The sequence below is a fragment of the Pseudanabaena minima str. Chao 2107 genome, from assembly GCF_051131155.1.
GTDB lineage: Bacteria > Cyanobacteriota > Cyanobacteriia > Pseudanabaenales > Pseudanabaenaceae > Pseudanabaena > Pseudanabaena minima.
Map to the genome: position 1 here is coordinate 401,376 of NZ_CP159508.1, position 17,389 is coordinate 418,764.

13 protein-coding genes are annotated in these 17,389 nt (G+C 42.8%); 7 read left to right on the plus strand and 6 right to left on the minus strand.

Translation table 11 applies throughout. The features are described 5' to 3' along the window. The first annotated feature begins 40 nt into the window (after window positions 1-40). On the plus strand, window positions 41-1,132 hold the full coding sequence (locus tag ABM313_RS01895) for a RuBisCO accumulation factor 1 (RefSeq protein ID WP_434686010.1): 1,092 nt from the start codon (window positions 41-43) through the stop codon (window positions 1,130-1,132). A gap of 336 nt (window positions 1,133-1,468) precedes the next feature. Next, window positions 1,469-2,284, plus strand: a complete 816-nt coding sequence (thiD, locus tag ABM313_RS01900; RefSeq protein ID WP_434688328.1) for a bifunctional hydroxymethylpyrimidine kinase/phosphomethylpyrimidine kinase — start codon at window positions 1,469-1,471, stop codon at window positions 2,282-2,284. A gap of 74 nt (window positions 2,285-2,358) precedes the next feature. Here the strand turns inward: thiD and ABM313_RS01905 are convergent, their stop codons facing one another. Further along, entirely contained in the window at window positions 2,359-2,871 is a 513-nt protein-coding gene (locus ABM313_RS01905; RefSeq protein WP_434686011.1) for a GNAT family N-acetyltransferase, read from the minus strand. A gap of 165 nt (window positions 2,872-3,036) precedes the next feature. On the opposite strand from ABM313_RS01905, the gene ABM313_RS01910 reads away from it, so the two are divergent. Then, window positions 3,037-3,939 (plus strand): LmeA family phospholipid-binding protein, encoded by a 903-nt coding sequence (locus tag ABM313_RS01910; RefSeq protein ID WP_434686012.1) that lies wholly within the window; start codon window positions 3,037-3,039, stop codon window positions 3,937-3,939. Between the two features lie 111 nt (window positions 3,940-4,050). Continuing rightward, window positions 4,051-5,946 (plus strand): SUMF1/EgtB/PvdO family nonheme iron enzyme, encoded by a 1,896-nt coding sequence (locus ABM313_RS01915; RefSeq protein WP_434686014.1) that lies wholly within the window; start codon window positions 4,051-4,053, stop codon window positions 5,944-5,946. Here ABM313_RS01915 and ABM313_RS01920 read toward each other — a convergent pair. From ABM313_RS01920 to ABM313_RS01930, 3 genes are all read right to left on the minus strand, one after another. After that, window positions 5,932-10,176, minus strand: a complete 4,245-nt coding sequence (locus tag ABM313_RS01920) for a chemotaxis protein CheB (protein WP_434686015.1) — start codon at window positions 10,174-10,176, stop codon at window positions 5,932-5,934. The two genes, ABM313_RS01915 and ABM313_RS01920, sit on opposite strands and share 15 nt — an antisense overlap. A gap of 534 nt (window positions 10,177-10,710) precedes the next feature. After that, entirely contained in the window at window positions 10,711-11,079 is a 369-nt protein-coding gene (locus ABM313_RS01925) for a cyclic nucleotide-binding domain-containing protein (RefSeq protein WP_434686016.1), read from the minus strand. A 196-nt stretch (window positions 11,080-11,275) separates the two neighbouring features. Next, window positions 11,276-12,040 carry a TIGR00297 family protein gene (locus ABM313_RS01930; protein ID WP_434686017.1) on the minus strand — a complete coding sequence of 255 codons (765 nt, stop codon included), beginning with the start codon at window positions 12,038-12,040 and terminating at the stop codon, window positions 11,276-11,278. 49 nt (window positions 12,041-12,089) lie between these two features. On the opposite strand from ABM313_RS01930, the gene ABM313_RS01935 reads away from it, so the two are divergent. The 3 genes from ABM313_RS01935 to ABM313_RS01945 are packed head-to-tail and all read left to right on the plus strand — an operon-like array spanning window position 12,090 to window position 15,266. After that, window positions 12,090-12,722: a DUF1361 domain-containing protein gene (locus ABM313_RS01935; protein ID WP_434686018.1), complete on the plus strand. Its 633-nt coding sequence runs from the start codon at window positions 12,090-12,092 to the stop codon at window positions 12,720-12,722. A gap of 5 nt (window positions 12,723-12,727) precedes the next feature. Further along, window positions 12,728-13,285, plus strand: a complete 558-nt coding sequence (locus ABM313_RS01940) for a CHAD domain-containing protein (RefSeq protein ID WP_434686019.1) — start codon at window positions 12,728-12,730, stop codon at window positions 13,283-13,285. 22 nt (window positions 13,286-13,307) lie between these two features. Then, entirely contained in the window at window positions 13,308-15,266 is a 1,959-nt protein-coding gene (locus tag ABM313_RS01945; RefSeq protein ID WP_434686020.1) for a S9 family peptidase, read from the plus strand. Window positions 15,267-15,297: 31 nt separating this feature from the next. Here the strand turns inward: ABM313_RS01945 and ABM313_RS01950 are convergent, their stop codons facing one another. Both ABM313_RS01950 and ABM313_RS01955 read right to left on the minus strand, forming a co-directional pair. Beyond that, entirely contained in the window at window positions 15,298-16,053 is a 756-nt protein-coding gene (locus tag ABM313_RS01950; protein ID WP_434686021.1) for an ABC transporter ATP-binding protein, read from the minus strand. Between the two features lie 52 nt (window positions 16,054-16,105). Further along, window positions 16,106-17,332, minus strand: a complete 1,227-nt coding sequence (locus ABM313_RS01955; protein ID WP_434686022.1) for an ABC transporter permease — start codon at window positions 17,330-17,332, stop codon at window positions 16,106-16,108. Between the last annotated feature and the right edge of the window lie 57 nt (window positions 17,333-17,389).

Sequence of the window (17,389 nt, forward strand, 5' to 3'; positions counted from 1 at the left end):
CGATAAAGAAATCTCGCTCACTTAACTTTGTAAGACAACTATGCCAACCCCCGTCCCTACACTTCCTACTGACTCCGAAGGACTATTAAAACTCTTACGCCATAAGGAAGGAACTTGGGTGCAGTGGGGAATTGCTTGCCAAATGCTTCAAAAAATGGGTGAGAATTCTCTCGCAATTTTTGAGAATACTGGCTTTGAACCGATTCAACAAAACCAGATTGTGGTTGCGTCTCAAGTCTATGCTAGTCTGCAAGCAGGTAATGCTGCGGATATTGTCCTCGCTCATTTTGAACAGAAGGGCAGTGACATTCTTAATGAGTTGCGCGTACTCAATCAATCAGAACGTGTTGCTATGGCAACCTTTGCGCTTGAAAAAAATCTTGATGTTTTGGAAGCTAAGGATGTTGTTAAAGCCATTAAGGAAGCTTCTAATGTTGCTAACTTGCCTGAAGGATTTACGCGCCATCCAGGGGACGCTGTGGTGTTGCAAATCTTGAAAGCGGCGCAAGGCAAGATCGATCCACAGGAACGTACTAGGCTGATTGCGAGGGGATTGCGGTTTGCTCATAGTGAGAAAGCGCGCGCAGCGATCGAGCGTCTGCTTATGGACATGTCAGCGCCAGCAAAGAAAAAAGCGCCGAATCTACCCAACTTCCGTTACGATGCAGAAGATAGTATTCCTCGGATCTTGCCTGTGGTGGGGACATTACCCATGTCAATTGATATGTTTAAGTCATCTCCAAAGACTGAAGAACTAGCACCCTTTGGAATTGTAAGCTCCTCCGTTGCCTCCACTTGGGCAACTCTGCCTGGTTGGTTTGTCGTTCATGAAGCAGAAGATGGGGTAGTGGTTTGCTGTAATACTGATACTTTACAGGTTGCGATTAATCAAGAAGTTCTTAGTTCTGTCCGCGATCGCGCCGAGGATATCTTAGTATTAGTCGATCGCTCACAACGTGAATGGGATGAGAATAGCTATTTTGCGATCGCTGGTGAGGATGGCAATCTCAAGTTTGCATGGTTTGAGTCTCAACCAGAAGTAGAACTCTTAGGCAAAATCACTTTAACTTTACGTCCCAAACGCTTTTTTGACGAAGCCGCCTCTCAAGATCGCTGGCAGTTTGAAGAATAGTGGGAAACTAGCTAATGTGAGTTCGGAATAAGCTACAAAATAATAAAAGCCTCGCGAAGCGAGGCTTTTATTATTTTGTAGCTTAGAAAGGTTTCGCAGCGCGAAACCTTTCTAAGAAGCAGTTTGAAATTAAAAAGCAAAACCCAAGAAGAGAATGGCGGCGCTTCACGCCGCCATTCTCTTCTTGGGTTTTATGTCACTTGGCGACCGCTATGTGAATTAAAAATCAAACCTAGTAAGGAGATTCAAAACACAAAACAGCTACACCGTTTTGTGTTTTGGGATGAGCTAAAATTTGGGCAAAGCAAAACTTGTTTTTAGTATTTACTCATGATTATGACCAATTTCCATAGTTCACAAATTCCAATCGCCATGACGATCGCTGGCTCTGATAGTGGCGGTGGCGCAGGCATACAGGCTGACTTACGCACCTTTGCTTTTCATTGTGTTCATGGAACCAGTGTCCTTACCTGCATCACTGCCCAAAATACACAGGGAGTAACGCGGGTAGATGCGATGTCGTCTGAATCCGTAACTGCACAATTTGAAGCCGTGATGATCGATATGCGAATTGGAGCAATCAAAACAGGGATGTTGCTCAATCAAGAGATTATTAAAACGGTTGCGAAAAAGCTAGTTGCCTTTGGATTTGGGAATGTGGTGGTTGATCCTGTGATGGTGTCACGAACTGGGGCGCAGTTAATCGATGACGATGCAGTAAAGACAATGCGAGATTTGTTAATTCCCCTTGCGGCGATCGCTACGCCCAATCGCTATGAAGCACAAATTCTCGCCGATATGGATATTCACTCTCTTGAAGATATGCAAACGGCTGCCCAAAACATTTACAAATTAGGAGCGCGATCAGTTTTGGTGAAAGGTGGCGGAATGACGGGCGATCTTAAAGCCGTTGATGTTTGGTTTGATGGCGATCGCCTTGAGGTTTTGCAGACTGAGGTAATTGATACAACCCACACTCATGGTACAGGTTGCACCCTCTCAGCCGCGATCGCTGCCAATCTAGCGCTCGGCAAATCACGGTTTCAAGCAGTACAAGAAGCCAAGAACTATGTGACGGAAGCTTTGAAATATGCCTTAGCGATCGGTAAAGGACAGGGACCAGTTGGACATTTCTTTCCATTGTTAAAGTAGGGGCAATCCCCCCGTGGTTGCCCAGATCCCTAGGGGTAGGCACGGGGGCGCTACCCCTACTGCTTTTAGGCGGCTCAAATTATTTTGCCAAGAATTACTAAACTTTGATCTTTCCCATCTAATTCGGCAACTTTAGGCAAAAATCCCCATTCTGTAAACCCAAAATTTTCAAATAACCTGCGGCTAGTGGCATTGTGAGCAAACACAAAGCCAATGAGCTTAGTAATATCGAGCTTGGGACATTGGTCGATCGCATGACCAAGCAATTTTTTGCCAATACCCTTGCCTTGATATCTAGGAGCTATGTAAACACTGACTTCGGCGGTTCTATGGTAGGCGGGACGACCATAGAACATCTGTAAACTGAGCCAACCTAGAATCTGCTCGTTTTGATCACTTTGAATATCGTGACTACCAATTGCCATTACCCAGACAGGATAGCGATCGCCATGCGATCGAAACCAAGCACGACGACTCTCGACAGAGATGGGTTCAAGATCGGCAGTGGCAAGACGACTGGGAATAGCGGCATTATAAATCTCAATAATTGTGGGTAAATCGGCTTCTACTGCCAACCGAATTTGCATAAAACACATACTCCCTAATGGTTTTGCCAAAACCGTTTTGTGTGTCGTGGTTTTACCGCGTCATACAAAATTGTGTTATTAAAAACCATACATTATCGTAATTTGCAACCAAGTAAAATACAGCATTTTTGTTAAAAGTGTTGCAAAGCAACACTTTTAACAAAAATGCTGGTCTCTATTTCTGTCCAAAATGCGACAAAAGCATTACCTAGTGCTGCTTTTAATTTTGGGGTTTTAGTCTATGATTGGAAAGGTAGTTATCTCCTTTTTATGGAATTATTTGCTGGCTTACTTACGACGGTTTTAGGTTTGGCAGGCTCACCAGGAATTGCAATTGATAAAATTGCGACGGATTTTTTGCGTGGGCAAATTGTACGAGCTGATGTCTTAGAAGTTCGCGTTGATAACGCTCCTAACTATCAAGTTCTTTTAGGTAACGTCGATCGCATCCGTGTAGCGGGTCGTGGTGTTTACATCTTAGAATTTCTGCGGATTGATCAGATTGACCTAGAAACCGATCCGATTAGCATTGATCCCAACGTGTTGCAATCGGGCAAAGTTATTTTGCGTCGTCCATTACAAGCGGCTGTGCGCGTTGTCATGCGCTCTGAAGATATTAATACCGCCCTGCGATCGCCTAATGTACAATCTTCCTTTAAAAATCTCAGCATTGACATTACAGGCAGTAATAAAAATCCCGAAATATTGGATTTGATCGATCCCGAAATAACTTTTTTAGAAGGCGATCGCCTTCGCCTTACCGCTTCACTACAGGCAAAACCTACTCCTGCTAAGCCTAATCCTAGTAAACTTGATGTCTCTATAAATGCAGAACTAAAAACTATCGGTGGCACAAGACTGCAAATTATCAATCCTAAAATTGAATTGTCAGGCACACCAGTACCTGAGCGAATTGCTAAAGCTTTTACTGAGGGATTGAATAAAGTTTTAGATTTGCGTCAGTTGGAAAGCAAAGGCATTACAGCGCGAGTGATCAGACTAGAACTTACGGAAGGAAAAATGCAAGTCATTGGTTTTGCCAAAATGGATTCTCTACCTGAACAATAATCGTAGCTAAAGCGATGTACGCTCTTGAAAAACCTAGAGAAATTTTTTAAAAGCCTGCTTGGCAAGCTTTTAAAAAATTTCTCCGTACTACCTAAAATCTAAACAGACTGTATGAGTCAATGCCTCAATCCTAACTGCAATTATCAAAATCCCGATCCTGCGCTGATTTTTTGTAGTCAATGTGGATCAAAACTGAAGATTGGCGATCGCTATCGGTCGATTAAAATTCTTGGTCAAGGTGGTTTTGGTAGAGCTTTTATCGGTATTGACGAAGCCCTTCCTTCTCATCCACACTGTGTAATTAAACAGTTCTTTCCTGCCGATCTTAGTAGTGCGGTAAAGGCAGCCGAACTGTTTCAACAGGAAGCAATTCGCCTTGATGATTTGGGAAAACATCCGCAAATACCGACCTTATTTGCCCATTTAGAGCATGATGGTCGCCAATATCTAATCCAAGAATTTATTGATGGACAGGATCTATTAAAGGAACTGCAAGAGCAAGGTGCTTTTAGTGAAGCTAAGATTCGGATGCTACTGGGGGATTTACTGCCAGTCTTGCAGTTTATTCATGAACGCAATGTCATTCATCGCGATATCAAACCTGAAAATATTATCCGTCGGCGATCGCTGAGTATATCTGGCTCTTTATCTGGCTCTACGGTAGCTGGGAGTCATGTGTTAGTTGATTTTGGTGCAGCAAAATTTGTGACGACAGCAGCACTAATGGAGACAGGAACTCGCATCGGAAGTGCGGTATATGTTGCACCTGAACAAGTGCGCGGAAAAGCCATATTTGCCAGTGACCTCTATAGTTTGGGTGTGACTTGTATTCATCTACTTACTAATGTTTCCCCATTTGAGCTAATGGATATGGATGGAACGTGGATATGGCGAGATTTTTTAGAAAATACTTCCGTTAGTCCTGTCCTTGGTCAGATTCTTGATCGCATGATCGCTTTGGCTCCCAGTCACCGCTATCAGACGGCTCAAGCAGTTTTAAATGATCTTAAAAATTTAACTGCTCCTTCCCATCAAGCCTATACTCCAAGATTTCAAAGATCTAGTTATGCCAAAGCCTCTGCCAAAACGCAGATTACGCCAATCTCCACACCTAAAGCACAACCAATTAAGGCGATCGCGCCGCCATTATCACAATTTTCCTTTGAGACAGCGATCGTAACAGTGCATCGTTTGGGGATTGGCAAACTCGCTAAACATCAATTGCAAATTAGTACAAGACAAAAAACAGGAAGAATCTATATTGAGACGCTAGGTCATGTCCAAGGCAAACCGATAGGCTTGGACATGGTATTCATTCCCGCAGGGAAATTTCAAATTGGTTCGCCTGTTAGTGAAGTAGAACGTAGCAATGAAGAAACTCCACGCCATATTGTGAACGTTCCTGCTTTCTTTATGTCACGCTTTCCCATTACTCAGAGACAATGGAAAGTATTAATGGATAATAATCCTGCGATGTTTATTGGGAATGGCGATCGCCCAGTGGAAATGGTGTCATGGGAAGATACACAAGTCTTTTGTCAGAAATTAGTGGAGAGAACTGGGAAACCCTATCGATTACCGAGTGAATCGGAATGGGAATATGCTTGTCGAGCGGGAACATTAACAGCTTTTGGCTTTGGCGAAACGATCGCTGCTAATTTGGCTAATTACAATGGTGCGAGTCCTTATAAATACGCGCCACAAGGAATCAGTAACTCGTCAACAACTGAAGTCGGTACTTATCCAGCCAATGCTTTTGGACTACATGATATGCATGGCAATGTGTGGGAATGGTGCGCAGATCATTGGCATGATGACTATGACCTTTTGCCTAGGGACGGTTCGGCATGGACACAGGGAGGTGACCGCAGTTGTCGGGTAGTGCGAGGCGGCTCATGGCGCGATCCTGCCCATTATTGTCGCTCAGCAAAGCGTTTTAAAAATGCAGCCAATCAAGGCGATCGCAGTACAGGCTTTCGCGTCGTTGTCACTTTAGCCACGCAATAATGCCTTCTCTAACTGAGCAAGGTTAATGGGCTTACTGATGCATGTATCAATACCTATAGCAGCATATTGCTCACGATCTTCTGTTGTTACATTCGCGGTCACCGCAATAATGTATGGACGAGAGTCGCGATCCCATTCTGCAACAATTCTTTTGGTGGTTTCGATTCCATCTAGTTCAGGCATGTGGATATCCATCAAAATGACATCGTAATCCTTTTCCCGTAGCTTTGTAAGCACCTCTAAACCATTTTGAGCCATATCAGGTTCATAACCTAATCTTTGTAAGAATTTTTGCAGTAGCAATTGATTATATTTAACATCCTCGGCAACAAGAATACTTAATGACCTTGCTGGTGATGATTTATCGTTATTAACGATCTCGCCAGTTTCAAGGAGATGCTCAATTTGTGTGGATTCGGTTGGATTTTGAGCAGATAGTAAGGCGATCGCTCCCCGTGATGGCATAATCAGCGATTGACCTTGATTTACCTTTAAGTCCAACTCAAAGCTGAAGGTGCTACCCACTCCAAGCTCACTCACCACCTTAATTTCACCACCCATCTTATTGACGATACTTTGGCTAATTGCTAAGCCTAAACCTGCCCCAACGGGCTTTATTTCGGCTTTACCGACCTGCTCAAAGGGTAAAAATATCTTCGTAAACTCTGATTGAGCTAACCCTATACCTGTGTCAGCGATCGCAAATTGAATGAGCTGATTAGAGCCTTTGGTAACTGAAAAAGTAATCGACCCTTCAGGATCGGTAAACTTGATGGCATTACTGAGCAGATTGAGAATGACCTGTCTTAATCTTTTTTCGTCTGCATAAATGGTTTCAGGAAGATCCGATGCAAACTCAGTATTTAAGGTGATGTTTTTCTGTTCAGCTTTAATGGACACCATGCTCATCGTAATATTCAGGAAATTAGATAGAGTCAATATGTTTGGCTCTATCTCCATTTTGTTAGCTTCAATTCTAGAGATATCGAGTAGATCTTCAATTAGCAAAAGCAGATGTTCACTTGACTGACTAATAATTCCCAGATATTCCTGAGACTCTAAATCTAGATGGGGAGTATCTTGGAGGATTTGTGTAAAACCCATAATTGAATTGAGCGGAGTGCGTAGTTCATGACTGATATTGCCCAGAAATACACTCTTAGCCTGATTTGCCCGCTCATAAGCAATCATTGTTTCTGACAAAGTTTGGTTTCTATTAACTAGTTGTTGCTTTTGGAGATTACGCTCAGTGATATCTTCGATCGCAACTAAAATCATCTTTCCAACATTGCCTTGATCAATCTGACAAGCATTTAGTAACATTGTGCGTCTGCCTAAATGAGCAAATTCCTGTGTGATTTCATAGTCTTGGACAGAAATATCTAAAAAGAGAAGATCATTTAAAAGCGATCGCAGTTTGGGAATATCCCAATCTCCATTACCTAACGTAAAAATTGATTGTTGTTCAGTGTGGTGAGGATGTATTTGAAAGATTTGATAAAAAGCTGAATTTGCCGTAATTACTTGCAGATCAGCATTTAGTACTACGAGAGGCTGACGTAAAGTCTCAATGATTGCTGTGGCATAATTGTGGGAAATTTCTAACTCAAGAGCACTGCGCTTAAGCTGATCGATATCAAATAGACTGATCACTACGCCATCAATGCGATTGTCCGTAGTTCGATAGGGTCGGATTCTCATACTAAACCAATGCCCTAAGTGATCCTGCACATCCTGTTCATAGGGAATCAGAGTGTCAATTACCGATGTCACCAAGTCTCTAAGATTCTGTACACTAAGGTTATTCTGAATGTCGCTAAATGGTCGCCCAACATCACTAGAAATCAGATTAAACGCTTGCTCAGCCATTGGTGTAAAGCGTCTAATCCGTAAATCACCTGATAACATCAAGATGGGGATATTCACACTGCTGAGTAAATTTTTCATGTCACTGTTGACTTGATGCAACTGAATATTACGACCACGTAACTCATCATTAATCGTACTTAATTCTTCATTAGTAGCTTGGATTTCCTCTTTAGCTGTTTCTAGTTCCTCATTAGCACTTTGTAATTCCTCATTACTAGACAGGATCTCTTCTCCAGCTACTTTGAGATCTTGATTATTCGCTTCTTGTGTTTCAATGATTGATTGCAAATATTCTTTGGTTTTTTCTAACTCATGGGTGAGCCGCACTACTTCTATATCGGCTCTAGTTGCTTTCTCTTTGCGAGACTTGACAATTGAGTTTGTGCCAGAAGTTAGCCAAATTGGTGTGGGACGGTTCTCAAATAACACCAAAAAATATTTATCGTCATTAGTCTTTAACGGAATTACATCCAGTTTCACAAAAACACCTTGCGATAGCTCAATACCATCTATAGTAATCGGCAAATCTTGCTCTTTGGCGCTATAAATCGCTGATCGCAACTCTAGCCGTAATTCTAAACGCGCCATTTTCAGTAAATTCAGACTAGCTTTACCAGGAGATGGCTCTAAATAAGGGCTAGTCTGTCCCCGAAACTGTAAAATTTCTAGATCAGAGTTGATCAGTACCCCCGCAGGCGCATATCGACTCAATATCACCTGATCGGCTAGCTGTTCTAAGTTTATTTCCGCAGGAATTTCATTGCGTTTTACCAGACTGGTAGACTCGCTCGCCTGTGTACTTTTGACAAAGTTAAAATTGAGCCGTGATGATGCGGATACTTTGCTCTTATAAATGCGATTCTTTTTATCAACGAGTGTAAATAAATCTCCCGCATTGCCAATTCCTTCCGAACTGCCCAACATTAAAAAACCAGTTGCCTTTAGTGCATAGTGCAAAATTGGCATCACCTTTTTTTGAAGCACTGGTTCGAGATAAATCAGTATATTGCGGCAGCTAATCAAATCTAATCTGGAAAATGGTGGATCGCTAGTCAAATTTTGACGCGCAAATATACATAATTCTCTGACGGACTTACCAATCTGATAGCCTCCTTCCACTGGTGTGAAAAAGCGTCGTAACCGCTCTGGTGAAACATCAATCAACAAATTCTGATGGTAAATTCCCAGTCTTGCCTTTTCGATGACATTTTCACTAATATCCGTAGCAAAAATCTGAATAGCGGGTTTGACAGGGTAATCATCTAGATATTCCAATAAACTAATGGCGAGCGAATAAACTTCTTCCCCTGTCGCACAGCCCGCTACCCAGATGCGAATTGGTAAATCCAATGTTTTATTCTGACTAATTACGGGAAATACCAACTTCTGTAAAGCTACGAAAGAATCAGGATCGCGAAAGAAACTAGTTACACTAATCAAAATATCATTGTATAGTCTTTCAACTTCAATAGGATGCTCTTGCAAGTAGGCTGTATATTCTTCTAAATTTTGGAGATTCAGTAAAGCCATTCGCCGCAAAATTCTCCGTCTGATCGTACCTTTCTTATAATTGCTAAAGTCTGTCCCCATCGCATTCTGCAAGAGATGGAAAATCATTGGTAAAGCTTCTTTCCTTTCGGCACTTTCTGTCAAAGTTAATGCAGACTGCTCCTCAGGTTCATAGAGAGTAATGGCAGTACTAACATCGGTTTCACGCCTATTGCCAGTGCTAATATTTACGAGTTCTGCGGCAATCTCTATGGGTGACAACACAAAATCTACATAACCCGATGCGATCGCAATCATTGGCATGGTAGGAAATTCTGCTGAGGCAAGATCTTGAGCGAAGGTAGTTCCACCCGCTGCTTTAATTGCTCTTAAACCTGCTGTGCCATCTTCATTGTTGCCCGATAAAATTACGGCGATCGCCTGATCGCCAAGATCATTCGCCATTGAGCTAAAAAATCCATCAATCACCATGTATTTGCCCTTGACCCGTCGTCGTGGTTCAAGCCTCAAAACACCTTGTTCCAAAGTCATCAAAGTATTCGGCGGAATGACGTAGACGTGATTTGGCAAGATTTTCATGCCTTCTCTAGCTTCATTGACAGGCATCTGCGTGGTATTTCGTAAAATCTCGCTTAACTGGCTATCATGTTGGGGAGCTAAATGCTGAATCAGCACAAAGCCCATACCTGTATTCGTTGGTAAGTTTTGGAGAATCTGGGTGAATACTTCTAACCCCCCCGCCGATGCACCAATTCCAACAATTTTCAAGCATTTCTGGGATGACTGCTCAGAAGGGGGCAATAAATCAGAAAAAAGAGTTTCATCTGGATTTGAGGCGGATTCAGAGTTCACTAGTTTTTATGTGTTTATTGTTCCTGCTAATCTTACCGCAGAAACCTCATAAGCTAAATTTTATCGTAGGCGCAATTCATGAATTACTCCTAAATCTTTTTATCCAAAAGCACAAAATGGATACGCCATTTTGTGCTTTTAAAACCCTTACTGGATTTGATTTTTAATTCGCAAAAGTGTTGTCGTACTTTCGTGAATTGGTATTTATAGATACCGTCGATTGTGTTAGGACAAAAGCAAAACCAAATAAGAGAATGGAGACACTTCGTGCCGCCATTCTCTTATTTGGTTTTATTTTCTCATACACTTGGCGGTAGCTATACTTCTAAAAGGTTCTTAATTTTTAATTTTAATTGATGTTATGTGGATAGAATTCCTACGATCATCTAAGTCTAGGGCTGGCACGGGGGCACAGCCCATACAAAAATCAAATTATTGGAGTAGGGGCAATCCCCCCGTGGTTGACCTGTCGTGCTAGCAATAAGAGATTCATCATCTGAGTTCCACGTAACATCAGTTTCAATTGAATCGATATTAGTGCATCGATAAAACAAGAGCATCTAGTTTTCTGATTCTTTCAACCATGATTTTCATCACGTTAAGTGCGAAGTTAGGAGTTTGTTGTACCAAAAAGGTAAATCGTTTGTGATCAACAGGTACTAGCTTACATTCAGTTTTAGCGATCGCCGTAGCGCTTCTTGGACTGGAGCTAATTAGAGCCATTTCCCCAACGATTCCACCAGCAGCAGTGGTATCTAGTAACTTCCCATCTATCGAAATTTCTACTTCCCCTTCAATGATCGCATACATGTGATCAGCGATTCCACCCTTTTCAAAGATCACTTGCCCTGCGGGGATGATCATAAAGTCTTTGGCGTTATTAAACAAGTCAATTGTAGTCAAGATTAAACTCCACTTTATATAAAAGTAAATCAAACAATAATTAAGAATATGTTCTTTATTGTAATTGCAAAGTGAGAAATTTTAGCCATTAGTTAAAATCTTGAAAATAATCAGCTATATCCTCTAACAAAGAGGATTTTGGGAATCAAATCAAACTTTGTAAATCCAATTTATAATTTAACTAATAAGGTTAAATCTACATTAACTTAAGATTAAATATTTGTAATAACTGTACAGTTAACACTGCGATCGCCGCTCCAATTGTTGTGTTAATACCATTGACGATTTCATTAGTTAGCCAGTCATACTTTTCTTGCAAAGTTGCACCGATCAGGCTTTCGATATTAGTGGCAATGAAAGCAGCGATCGCACACCAAAGCAGATCCCAAGGACTAGTTAGTAAACCCACTGCCCAACCAACTGCGGCGATAAATAGTGAACCAATAACTCCTGCGATCGTCCCTTCGAGACTGACAGCGCCCTCTGTACCTGCGGCAACAGGCTTGAGCGTGGTGATCAAAAATGTGCTTTTGCCATATGCCTTACCGATTTCGCTTGCTGTTGTATCCGCAAGCTTGGTGCTAAGACTAGCAACATAGGCTAATAACCATAGCGGATTGGGAGCGATCGCCTGACCAATCGCACAAACAGCCCCCGTAGCAGCCGATCCCCAAAGATTTTCGGGACCTCTTGCGCCATCTCGTTTCTCGGCAATACCCTTAGCTTCTTTGATGTCCTTGCCGATGCGAGTTACCCCCGAACCAACGATGAGATAGCTTAAAATAACAACATAACCTTGCCATCCCAGACAGCCCCAGACCGTTATCCCTAATGCCCATGCATGGAAAATACCTGCGGTGGTCAAGACTTTGCGAGGTAATAGTAAAGCGATCGCACCAAGAATTGTATTGAGAGTGATCGCGATCAGCCAACCCAGTGAAATTGGGAAACTATTTATCATAGAAGTTAATCTTAGGTAACTTAATCAACATACTACGCAGGAAAAAATAATGGCAGCAGCACTTGAGTTATTTTGGGAAAATCTTGAGCGGTTTATGGCTTGGAATCTTTTCTTAGCAATGATTCCCTGCGTACTTAGTTTTATGTTATTTGCCAAGCGATCGCCAAAGCGATTACCGATTAATCCTCTGTGGTGGTTTGGTCTAACAGTTTTTATATTATTTCTGCCCAATGCGCCCTATGTGATTACTGACATAATTCATTTTGTCAGAGATATGCGAGCCGATGTTTCAGATAATGGCATTATTTTCGTGTTGATTCCCCAATATATCGCCTTTATATTACTGGGCTTCCAATGCTACGTGATTTCTTTAATTAAGCTGGTTCAATATGTAGATTGGCTCAAACTGACTAGAAAAATAACTTTGCTGGAAGTAAGCATAAACTTTATCTGTGCGATCGGCGTGTATTGGGGAAGATTTAATCGCTTAAATAGTTGGGATGTGTTTACCAATCCCCAAAGTGTGCTCCAAGATGCCATTCGCAACTTAGGGAATCCTAATTTTTTCCTAGGTACAATTATATTTTTTATTATCTTTACTAGCCTCTATTACATTTTTAAATGGATTAATATTGCCATGGTTTTCTACTGGCAAAATCACTCTAACCGACTCCCTGTATAGCCTATATGAAAGCTCACCAGCTAAATCTCTCGATCTCGTTTGGTGATTATGCTCATCAAGTGATTCATCAAAATTTCTATAGAGTTATAGATCAAGAAAAATCTGTGCTTCGAGATCAAGAGATTGAATCGTTGCATCAAATGCGAATTGGAATGCGGCGATTACGAACAGCGATTAATGTATTTGACAATGCGATCGCCCTACCCAAAGAAGTTAATAATTCATCGATTGGCAAAATTGCTAGAAGTTTGGGAGAGACGAGAGATCTTGATGTTTTACAAGCAGCTTTGATAGACCGCTATCAGCCTTTATTATCGAAGGCTGAAAAATCTAAATTCGATCAGGTTATCAAACACTTGCACCAACAAAGCGCTCAAAGCTTTCGGAAATTACAGAAAACCCTAAATGGCGATCGCTATCAAACCCTTAAGCAAGAAATCCAAGATTGGCTAGTCCACAACATACAAAGCGCTACTAACGACACCACTTGTCCAACTTCCTACATAGGCGGAAAACACACCCTGCGGATGCGTTTTCCACTATATAATCATCCCCATAGATAGTTCGCATCCTTACCCTAAACTTATGTCTGCTGCCCCTTACGGTTCTTGGAAATCACCAATTAGTTCTGATTTAATCGTTTCTAGTAGTATTCGCCTCGGCGCGATCGCCATTGATGGAGGTAATGTCTATTGGAATGAGGGCAGACCAACAGAAGGGGGCAGAAATGTAATCATGCGCTATGACATAGATGGCAATTATCGTGAGATGACACCTGCCTCTCTCAATGTGCGATCGCTAGTCCATGAGTACGGTGGCGGCGAATATCTAGTAGAAGATGGACGCATTTATTTCTCTAACTTTAGCGATCGCCGCATTTATCGCAAAATCGGCGGTAGTTCATGCAAACCATTAACACCTGAAAGTGCTTATCGTTATGCCGATTTTGTTTGGAATCGTATTTATGGCAAATTGATCTGTGTGCGCGAAGATCATACAGGCGAAGGCGAACCGATTAACACCTTAGTGGCTGTAAATACTAGCAATGGTGAAGATGTTCAGGTATTGGTTACAGGTGCAGATTTTTATGCTTCGCCACGGTTGAATGCCACTGGTGATAAGCTAGCATGGATTAGCTGGAATCATCCAAATATGCCTTGGGATGGAACCGAACTCTGGGTAGCCGATCTGGTGGAATCAGAAACTGGCGTTCTCATGATTCAAAATCCACAACTAGTCGCAGGTGGTGCTGACGAGTCAATATTTCAGCCAGAATGGTCGCCCGATGGCAAGCTCTACTTTGTAAGCGATCGCACAGGTTGGTGGAATCTTTATCGTACTTCCGTAGAAGCTACTGCTATTGAATCGCTCTGTCCCAAATCCGCCGAATTTGGTTTACCTCAGTGGGTATTTGGTATGACTACCTATGACTTTACAGGTGATGGCAAAATCCTCTGCTCCTATACAGAGCATGGCAAATCCCATTTAGCAATTCTCGATCCTGCTAATTTGGGAACAGGTTTACAAGAAATTTCTACTCCCTTTACTTCAATTTCAGGATTACATTGCGAAGGCGATCGCGCCGTGTTTCATGGTGGTTCGGCAACGGAACCAACGGCGATTGTGTTACTAGATTTATCAACGGGAACTTGGCAAAAAATCCGTGTTGCTTCTGATTTGCAACTCGACCCAGACTATATTTCTGCCGCTCAGTCTATAGAATTTCCCACAGAGAATGGGAAAACAGCCTATGGATTATTTTATCCTCCTAAAAATAAGGATTTCCAAGCAGATGAGTCTGAAAAACCACCCTTGCTCGTCAAAAGTCATGGTGGTCCCACAACTTCAACTTCGGGAAGCTTGAGTCTTGGCATTCAATATTGGACAAGTCGCGGCTTTGCGGTGCTAGATGTCAACTACGGCGGCAGCACTGGCTATGGACGCGAATATCGCGATCGCCTCAAAGGCAATTGGGGTATTGTCGATGTTGATGACTGCGCCAATGGTGCGAAATTTCTTGCCAATCAAGGTTTAGTGGATGGCGATCGCTTAGCGATTTCAGGAGGCAGTGCTGGCGGCTACACGACCCTTTGCGCTTTGACGTTTCGTGATGATTTCAAGGCAGGTGCAAGTCATTATGGAATCTGCGATCTCGAAGCTCTTGCTACAGATACCCACAAGTTTGAGTCGCGTTATCTCGATAGCTTGATTGGGAAATATCCCGAACAAAAAGAACTCTATGTTCAGCGATCGCCAATTCATTTCACCGATAAGCTATCCTGTGCGATCGCCTTTTTCCAAGGTTTAGAAGATAAGGTCGTACCGCCGAACCAAGCAGAAATGATGGTGGACGCTTTACTTAAAAAAGGTTTGCCCGTTGCCTACGTTCCCTTTGAAGGTGAACAACATGGCTTCCGTAAAGCCGAAAATCTCAAACGTGCCCTTGATGGTGAGTTCTATTTCTATTCCCAAATTTTTGGATTTAAACCTGCCGATGAGATTGAGGCGATCGCGATCGAGAATAATGCTCGCGCTTTGCATTAATAGAAAGGCGGCGCTTTGCGCCGCCTTTCTATTAAATGACATGATTTAAATCTGATGGGGATAGATGGTCATGAATGATTTGTCCATCACGAAACCAAATAATCCGTCGCGAATTTCGAGCAACATCGGCTTCATGGGTGACCATCACCACCGTAATACCACTCGCATTCAATTCACCAAATAGTTCCATCACTTCCTGAGTAGTATGCGAATCTAGCGCCCCTGTAGGTTCATCGGCTAGCAACATCACAGGATTATTCACGATCGCCCTCGCGATCGCTACCCTTTGCTGCTGTCCACCTGACATTTGGTTAGGGCGATTATTTAAACGATGTCCCATAGCAACCCGTTCAAGAGCCGCCGCAGCTCGTTCTTTTTGTTCTTTAGGACGAATATCTGCATAAGCCATCGGTAACATTACATTCTCGATCGCCGTAAGTTGTGGCAAGAGATGATATTGCTGAAAGATAAAGCCAATTTTGAGATTGCGAACTTTAGCCAGATCTGCTTCCTGCATGTGCGAGACATCTTGTTCATCTAGAAAATATTGCCCTGATGTGCTGCTATCTAGACAGCCAATGATATTCATGCAAGTGGATTTGCCAGACCCAGAAGCCCCCATAATCGCGCAATATTCTCCTTCTTTAATCACAAAACTCACATCATCTAGCGCCTTCACTAGCGTATCGCCCTGTCCATAAAATTTACAGACATTATTCAAGCGGACAATCTCTTTTCTAGAGTCAAATATTTCTGAAGTTATCGCGATCGCGTTGGTAGTAATCATAAATTTATTTTCTAATGAGAGGCAGCGCGAAGCGCTGCCTCTTATACTTTTGCTAAATACTTCTCAAAGCCACAATAGGATCGAGTCTGGATGCTTGTCGGGCGGGGAAGATGCCAAAGAACAAACCAATTCCACCTGAGACACCAACGGCTAGACAAATTGCCCCAATGGATACACCCGCTTTCAACGGTGAAACTGCGGCGATAAATAAAATACCACCAACACCAATACCTGTACCGATCGCTCCTCCTAGTAAGGACAAAATCACTGCCTCGATCGTGAACTGGGTGAGAATATCGCTCGGTGAAGCGCCGATCGCTTTGCGGAGTCCGATTTCGCTGGTGCGCTCGGTGACTGACACCAGCATGATATTCATAATGCCAATGCCACCAACTAGCAGCGAAATCCCTGCGATCGCCGCCAGCATGATCGTCAGTGCGCCTGTAATATTACCGACTATTTCTAGCGCATCCTGTTGGGTACGCACTGTAAATGTATCGTCAGCATTCACATCGGAAGTGCGGTGGCGCAATCGCAATAGGTTAGAAATTTGGAATTGGGCTGCGTCTACATTGTCATTGCTAGTCGCAGACACATTGATTACGGCGACAGCCACACCATAGGGCGAAGTTTTGCCCGTAAGTTGGCTAGTCATCGTCGTAATTGGCAGAAAAATTGTGTCATCTTGGTTTGTACCCAGAAACGCGCCTTTTTCTGACATGATACCGACTACTTCATAGCTAGTGCCTCGGATTCGCACTGTCTGACCGATAGCCGATCCCTGTGGAAATAACTCCTTGGCGATCGCTGCTCCAATCGTGATTACCCTTGCATTTCGCTTAATATCTTCCTCATTAAAAAATCTTCCTGAACTAACTTCCGCATTGCGAACGACCGCGTAGCTTGGTGTTGTGCCGATTAATGTGGCGCGTTTAGTATTGTTGCCAGCGATCGCTAATTCAGAGCCATTAATCTGTGGTGCAACACTGCGAACGGTGGGGACTTGGGTGGCGATCGCGTCGGCATCAGCTAGCACAAGGCGATTGGGCGGAGCGATTACATTTCGCCGTGCATTGTCAGTACCTGTGATCACAAAGATTACATCCGTACCAAGGGCTTGAAACTGCTCTGCGGCGTACTTTTGCGCTCCTTGACCAATCCCCACCATCAAAATTACGGAGGCATTCCCGATAATGATACCGAGCATCGTCAATGTACTACGCAAACGATTAGCCGCAAGGGTTTTGCCTGCCATCCGAAAGCTTTCCCAAGTATCCATCCTTAAAATTTCCTGATGTATCTGACTTTAAACTTTGCAAAATCGATAGTTTCGGTA